Below are 6,589 nucleotides of genomic sequence, written 5' to 3'. Positions count from 1 at the left end.
TTCCGGCCTGCCTCACTCGCCGCGCGAACCCCAGTCAGGCCAGTCACGCTCTCGAAACCCGGTTGATCGAGGTTCTCAGCTCGGAGCAGCTTGACCCAACCAACCCCAATCAGAGAGGGCTCTCAAAACCGTGGACCGGTACACTGGACCTTTGGACGAACATGAAATATCGCAGTTGGTAACTTTTCTTAATTCTCTCAATTTTCGGTGACCCTGCCCCCTGTTCGCCCTCACTCATAAGTTAGTCATGTTCATGGTTTGATCCGAAGCACTTCCTGTACTTGCGGCCGGAGCCGCACGGGCAGGGCTCGTTGCGGCCGACTTTACGTGATGCCCGGGCTGATCCGCTGGCGTCACCGGCTCCAGACCGGCAGACCGGTCTTCGATCTGGCCTTCCTCGCCATGGCCTGAGAGCGCCAGCGTCTGGCGTCGAGCGATGCCGAGGCTGCCCATGGGCATCGCCGGCTGACGTGCCGGGCGCACCTAGCTGCCCTTGCGCCATGCCGGCCCGCCCGAGCCCTGCCAGGCGAGAACCACAGCCCTAGCGAGCCAGGCCAGCCCCACCGCACCAACCGCCCCCTCGATGCCGGCGAGCCTGACCGCAGGGACCGTTGCGATGGCGAGCACCGCACCGCCGGCGAGATTGGCCACGACCACCGCCCGGCGCCGCCCGGCGATCATCAGCGCCTGGCCGTATCCGGTGGGGCCGATCATGAGCGCGCCGGCGACAAGGAGCGGGCCGACGAGCTCTCCTGCGCGCCGGAAGCCATCCCCCAGCAGCGCGGTGGCGAGCCAGGGGCCCGCGAGCCAGCCGACCGCCCCGGCGATGAGGCCCGCCGCGAGGCTGCCCGCCATGACAGCGGGCCCGTAGCGCGCGGGCACCCGGCCGCTGCCGGCGGCCGACCGGCTGAGCACCGGCAGCGCTGCGGCGAGGAAGGCCTGGGCAGAGGCGACGGCTATCATGGTCGCCGCCCAGGCCGCGGAGAACTGACCGAGCCCGGCCATGTCGATCCCACTGTGGCGGATCAGGATGACCGGTCCCGAGACGAGCCAGGTGCCGAAGCCGGCCGCGAGCCCGAGGGTGCTTCCCTGCCCGAGGAGACCGGCGATCTCGCGCCTGTCCCAGATGGGTGCGCAGCGGGCGAGCTTGCGGTGCACGAGACCAAGGCAGACCGCCCCCTCGATCGCCCAGACCGCGGCATGGATCGACAGGATCGCCATGAGGCCGCCGCCCGACAGCAGGCAGAGCGTGCCGAACAGGACATCGGCGACCCTGAGCGCGACCGCCACCGCCAGATAGTCCGCCACGCGTTCATAGGCGAGGAAACAGGCCCGCGCCCAGACCGACAGCGCTCGTCCGACGAGCGCCGGGACGAGCAGGACGAGAGCGAACCGGGCCAGCGCGTCCTCCTCGGCAATCGTGGCATAGGCCGCGAGCACCACGACGCCAAGACCGGTTACAGCAAGGCGCAGGAGCAGGGCGGCCCCCAGATAGCGCGCTGCATCCTGGCGCGCAGCCCCGAGCCTGATCGCCATCAGGCTGTCCAGTCCGAAGCCGGTCAGCCCGAGCACCAGAAGGTAGCCGGCAAGCGCATAAGACCAGTAGCCATAGGCCTCGGCGCCGAGCACGCGCGCGATGACGACGATATAGACCGCGCTGAGGGCGCTCTCGACCCAGACGAGCCCCATCTGCCTCGCACCGTTTTGCATCGTCGATCTGATGGCGTCGCTCGGAATCTGGCTGCCCTCCCGCAGTGTGAGCCATCTACATAGCCCAGCCGGCGTGCGAGGGGCAGCGGCCTGACGGCATCTGCCCTGTCGCAGCCCGGCGGCGGAGGTGCATGCTGCATTGCCACAGCCCGGTCGGTGGCCCATGATCGCTTCCCGCCGCTGCTCTGGGGCCGCGGCACCGGACTGGGTCGGAGGCCCTGATGATCGACGGCGAGCCCAGGGTGTGTGTCGGCATCAGCACCTTCAATCACGAGCGCCATATTGCCAGGGCCATCGAGAGCGTTCTGGCCCAGAAGACCGATTTCCCGGTTGGCCTCGTGGTGCATGACGACTGCTCCACCGACGGCACGGCCGAGATCGTCAGAGGCTATGCGAAGGCCCATCCGGACAGGGTCTCCGCGATCCTGCAGGAGGAGAACCAGTTCAGCCAGGGCAGACGCATCCTGCCGATCCTGATGGCCGCGATGCAGGGTACCTATTTCGCCTTGCTCGACGGGGACGACTGGTGGAGCCACCCGGGCAAGCTCCAGGCCCAGACGGATCTGCTCGATGCCGATCCCGGCTGCGTCCTGTGCCAGACGCTGACAGCCTATGTCGACGAGCGGACCGGCCGGGCCGTTCAGGTCTTCCCGCCACCGCCCTATCGCCGGCAGACCCTGGAGTGCCGCGATCTCGTCCACGGCAATTTCATCAAGACGAGCGCCGTGATGATCCGCAGTTCGGCGATCCCGGAACTGCCCCCCGAGATCCACGAGCTGAAATTCGGCGACTATCCGATCTTCGCGATGATCGCCCGGTCGGGCCAGATCGGGATCGTGCCGGAGGTGATGACGGCCTATCGGATCCACGGTGGCAATCTCTGGGTCGGCAGGCGGGTCTCGGCGCGCAGGGAGGCGACCCGCGAGGTTCTGCGCTTTCTCGCCCGGCATCTCGGACAGGAACTCGGGGCCGAGTTCGCCGAGGCCGCGGAGGCGCGTAGCGCGCGCAAGCGGCCGCCGCTGCCGGTGGTTGTCGATGAGGCCTGGCACCTCCTCGTCACGCGGTTGCGCGTCGCACTGTCGCTGCCGCCCCGATAGGCGTGCGACGGCCGATCCCTCCAGCTCCGTTGCGATGCACATGCCTTGCCCAAGCCGTGTTGCCGGGTCAGAATTGACCGACCCGCTCGCAGTGCGGGTAGTGGCGGAGCAGACGGCCTAGATGGACCAGAGCGCGGTCTCAGAAACCTATGCGGCGCGGCTGCGGTTCGCCGAGCGGGCCTCGGCCCATGCGCGCGAGCTCACAATCCACACACCCCGCCTGCCCGGCAGAATCGCATTCGTCGAGGACAAGCAGGTTGACCTCGCGACCGTGGCGGAGCTTCTGTCGGCCCCGGCCACGTGCAACCAGTGGGCCAATCGCGGCCCGCTTTATATGACGCTCGCCGAAGCCTTCCACGATCATATGGGCCTTTCTCCCGGGGTCGCCGTGACCCCCTGCGCCAATGGCGGGCTCGCCCTCGAGGCGATGGCGCGCCTGCTCGAGATGCGGAACGGACGGCCGCTGCGATGGGTCGGCAGCGCCTTCAGCTTCGGCAATCTCGGTCGCGGCTGGTTCGCCGATATGGCGCTCGTCGATTGCGGCGCCGATGGCATGCTCGATCTCGACGCGGTCGCGGCGCTCGGACCGGACCGCTATGATGGCATCGTCGTCACCAACATCTTCGGCATCTGGCGGGATTTCGCGCGCTATGCCGAGTTCGCGGAGGCGAGCGGCAAGCTGATGCTGATCGACAACGCCGCCGGCATCGGCCGCGACGTGCCGGACTGGCCGTGGCAGAGCTTCAGCCTACACCACACCAAGCCTTACGGCGCTGGCGAGGGCGGGTTCGCGATCACGCCCGCGGAGGAGGCAGAGGCGCTCTATTCGCTTATGAACTACGGCGATCTGGAGCCGGATACCGAGCCGTACTGGATCAACAACGCCAAGCTCTCGGACATCGCCTGTGCCTTCCATCTCGACCGGCTGTCGCGTGAGGCGGACTGGGCGCCGCGCTATGCCGAGCAGGCCGCGCGCGTCGATGCCATCGCGACCGGATGCGGCCTCGCACCGCTTGTCGAGGCGCCATCGCCGCGCCCTGCCATGAGCCTGCCTTTCCTCGGCCCGCGCGCGATCCCTGTAGAGCGGGTGCGGGTTGGCGGCGCGCTGCAATGCGCCAAGTACTACAAGCCCCTCGCCCGGCGGCCGCGGACGGAGGCACTGTTCGAGCGCATCGTCAACATTCCCTGCCATCCCGATCTGGCGTTGCTCGACGATGACGAACTCACGGCGGTGATTGACGGGCTGATCGCGCCCGGTCCTGACGATGCGTGACTGGCGCAGCTACTGGGCCGGGCGTGAAACCGGCGCCGATGACGATCTGGACACCGCGCTGCGGGAGGTCGGCAAGACCGTGCTCGGCACGCCGATCTCGGCCGCGCAACTCGATGCGATCGCGACATCGATCCTCGCCGCGCTCGGTCTCGATGCGTCGGACCGCGTCGCCGACCTTGGCTGCGGGAACGGGCTCGTCACGGCCCGGATCGCGGACCGTGTGGCACATGCGGTCGGCATCGACATGTCCGGGACGCTCATCGCAGCGGCTAGGCGCCGCCATGGCGGCAGCGGCGCCGAATTCGCGCTCGGCGACCTGACCCGGCTCGATTTCACCGCACCGCCGCTCGTCGGCATCGGGAAGGCCTATCTCTACGAGGTCGCCCAGCATCTCGATGCGGACGAATTCGCCGGACTGCTAGAGGCGGCGATGCTGAAGGGCGGGGTGCGTCGGCTGTTCTCCGGCTCGATGCCCGACGCGGCGCGGCTCGAGGCGTTCTACGACACGCCGGAGCGCATGGCGCTCTACCGGCGTAACCTCGCCTCGGGGCGCGAGCAGATCGGGCACTGGTGGGGCCTCGACGAGCTCGAGCGGATCGCTGGGCAGCTCGGCCTTGCGCTCGAAATCAGGCAGCAAGCCCCGATCCTGCACACCGCGCATTACCGTTTCGACGCGCTGTTCCATGCCACCCGGTAGCGCGCTGGCCGAGCGCCCGGTCTTCCTGCTCGGAATGCCGCGATCGGGCACCACCTGGATCTCGCAGATCTTCGAGTACGCGCCGGAGGTGCTGGTCAGGCTGTCGCCCAACTACTCCTATGCGCTGAAGAACGCGATCGATGCCGGCTCGGGCCGCGCCGACTGGATCGCCCAGCTCGCGGCGGCGGTCGACACCGACGATCCGTTCATGACGCAGAACTGGCGGCGCGAGAAGGGCGAGCTCGACTGGATCGCCAAGGACGATCGGGTGCGCCTCCTCGCGATCAAGGACACACGCTTTCTCGAGCTCTATCTGCGCGGGCTCGAGCTCCTGCCGGAGGCGAGGATACTGTTCGTCGTCCGCCATCCGTGCGGTCACCTGAACAGCTGGCGCAAGTCGTCGGAGTTTCCGGAAGGCGACGACTTCCGCGCCGACTGGCGAGGCGGAGGCGCCCGTGTGCGTGAGGGGCCCGGCGAATACTGGGGCTTCGAGGCCTGGAAGCGCACGGCGAGGCTTTTTCTGGATGCAGAAGCGCAGATGCCGGAGCGGGTCCGGGTCTTCCGCTACGAGGATTTGGTCGCCAGCCCGATCGAGACGACGCGGTCGCTCTTCGCCGCTCTCGGTATCGGGCTCGGCGCGGAGGTGCGCGATTTCCTCGCGCGCTCCCATGCCCGCCACGATCCGAACGTCTTCTCGGTGTTCCGCTCTCCGAGCGTCGTCGAGAGCTGGCGGGACGAGTTTCCCGGGGACATTGCCGAGACGATCCTCTCCGAGCTCGCCGGCGACGATCTTGAGCGGTTTGTCGCATGAAGCTTGGCATCATGCAGCCATACTTCATGCCTTATGCGGAGTATTTTCGGTTGATCGCCGCCTGCGACGTCTGGATCGCGTTCGACACGGTGAAATACAACCGCAAGTCCTGGATGAACCGCAACCGGATCGCGAACCGCGACAAGGGGTGGAGCTATGTCCGCGTCCCCGTAGCGAGAGGGTCGGAGACCGACTCGCTCGCGACCGCGCGGATCGACGCTACTCAGGACTGGCGCCGCGCGCTGTTCGACGCGCTCCGCGTCTATCGCCACAGCGCGCCGCACTACGAAGCGGTGACGGCATTCCTGACCGAGACGCTCGCGCCGGAGGTAGAGACGCTCGCGGAACTCAACATGCTGGCGATCCAGGGCGTCTGCGACCGGCTCGGGATCGCCACGCCGCTCCATCGGCTGAGTGCGCTCGATCTCGACCTGCCGGAGGCCTGCCCGCCCGGCGAATGGGCGCTGCAAATCGCGCGGGAGATGGGGGCGAGCACCTATCTGAACGCCTCCGGTGGCACCGCGCTCTTCGATCCAAAGCTCTATGCGGCCGAAGGGATCGCACTCGAGTTCCACGAGCATATCGATCTTCGTTACGACACCGGCCCTTTCGACTTCGTGCCGGATCTTTCGATCATCGATGCGATGATGTGGGTCGATCGGAAGACGCTTACTGCGGCAGTCTGAGGGCGGTGCACGGAGGAACCGTAAAGCCAACGCGGTGTCGGCAACCCAGACCCCGCTCAACATCCTGCGGTCTCTTGAGGGGCGCCATGACGGGTTTTCGCCGCCGCAGGACGATCATCGGTCAATCGGCTCGCAAACGTGGTTCTGGCTCAGTTTCGGTGCAGCCTGTAGGGCAAGCCACCGATTCTGACAGGGCGTCATAATTGAGACCGTAGGGCGTCCAGATTTCCACGAGCAGTAGAAGATTGGTGCCGCCGGCAGGCGGATTTCCCCAATAGTTCCGGTGCGACCTGAGCGCGGCAAGCCCGCGCGCGC

8 protein-coding genes are annotated in these 6,589 nt (G+C 67.4%); 5 read left to right on the top strand and 3 right to left on the bottom strand.

Translation table 11 applies throughout. The features are described 5' to 3' along the window. Positions 1-241 precede the first annotated feature (241 nt). Together QSJ97_RS25130 and QSJ97_RS24050 are read right to left on the bottom strand one after the other, a co-directional pair. Positions 242-502 carry an SEC-C metal-binding domain-containing protein gene (locus tag QSJ97_RS25130; protein ID WP_352231144.1) on the bottom strand — a complete coding sequence of 87 codons (261 nt, stop codon included), beginning with the start codon at positions 500-502 and terminating at the stop codon, positions 242-244. Beyond that, positions 484-1,710: a lipopolysaccharide biosynthesis protein gene (locus QSJ97_RS24050; protein WP_285675022.1), complete on the bottom strand. Its 1,227-nt coding sequence runs from the start codon at positions 1,708-1,710 to the stop codon at positions 484-486. Before QSJ97_RS24050 ends, QSJ97_RS25130 begins: the two co-directional genes overlap by 19 nt. A gap of 221 nt (positions 1,711-1,931) precedes the next feature. Between QSJ97_RS24050 and QSJ97_RS24045 the strand changes: the two genes are divergently transcribed. The 5 genes from QSJ97_RS24045 (at position 1,932) to QSJ97_RS24025 (ending at position 6,274) form a co-directional block, all read left to right on the top strand. After that, complete coding sequence (locus tag QSJ97_RS24045; RefSeq protein WP_285675020.1) at positions 1,932-2,807, top strand: glycosyltransferase; 876 nt, start codon at positions 1,932-1,934, stop codon at positions 2,805-2,807. Positions 2,808-2,928: 121 nt separating this feature from the next. Then, a complete protein-coding gene (locus QSJ97_RS24040; RefSeq protein WP_285675018.1) occupies positions 2,929-4,080 on the top strand; it encodes a DegT/DnrJ/EryC1/StrS family aminotransferase in 1,152 nt (383 codons plus the stop codon). Continuing rightward, on the top strand, positions 4,073-4,777 hold the full coding sequence (locus tag QSJ97_RS24035) for a class I SAM-dependent methyltransferase (RefSeq protein ID WP_285675016.1): 705 nt from the start codon (positions 4,073-4,075) through the stop codon (positions 4,775-4,777). Before QSJ97_RS24040 ends, QSJ97_RS24035 begins: the two co-directional genes overlap by 8 nt. Then, on the top strand, positions 4,764-5,588 hold the full coding sequence (locus tag QSJ97_RS24030; protein ID WP_285675014.1) for a sulfotransferase family protein: 825 nt from the start codon (positions 4,764-4,766) through the stop codon (positions 5,586-5,588). The genes QSJ97_RS24035 and QSJ97_RS24030 overlap by 14 nt, the downstream gene beginning before the upstream one ends. Further along, positions 5,585-6,274 carry a WbqC family protein gene (locus tag QSJ97_RS24025; protein ID WP_285675012.1) on the top strand — a complete coding sequence of 230 codons (690 nt, stop codon included), beginning with the start codon at positions 5,585-5,587 and terminating at the stop codon, positions 6,272-6,274. The genes QSJ97_RS24030 and QSJ97_RS24025 overlap by 4 nt, the downstream gene beginning before the upstream one ends. A gap of 121 nt (positions 6,275-6,395) precedes the next feature. Here QSJ97_RS24025 and QSJ97_RS24020 read toward each other — a convergent pair. Then, on the bottom strand, positions 6,396-6,589 hold a 194-nt coding region (locus QSJ97_RS24020), incomplete at its 5' end, for a hypothetical protein (protein WP_285675010.1).

This window comes from Paralimibaculum aggregatum, from assembly GCF_030270585.1.
In the GTDB taxonomy this organism is placed as follows: domain Bacteria; phylum Pseudomonadota; class Alphaproteobacteria; order Rhodobacterales; family Rhodobacteraceae; genus Thermohalobaculum; species Thermohalobaculum aggregatum.
This window is presented reverse-complemented; position numbering and strand designations above follow the sequence as displayed.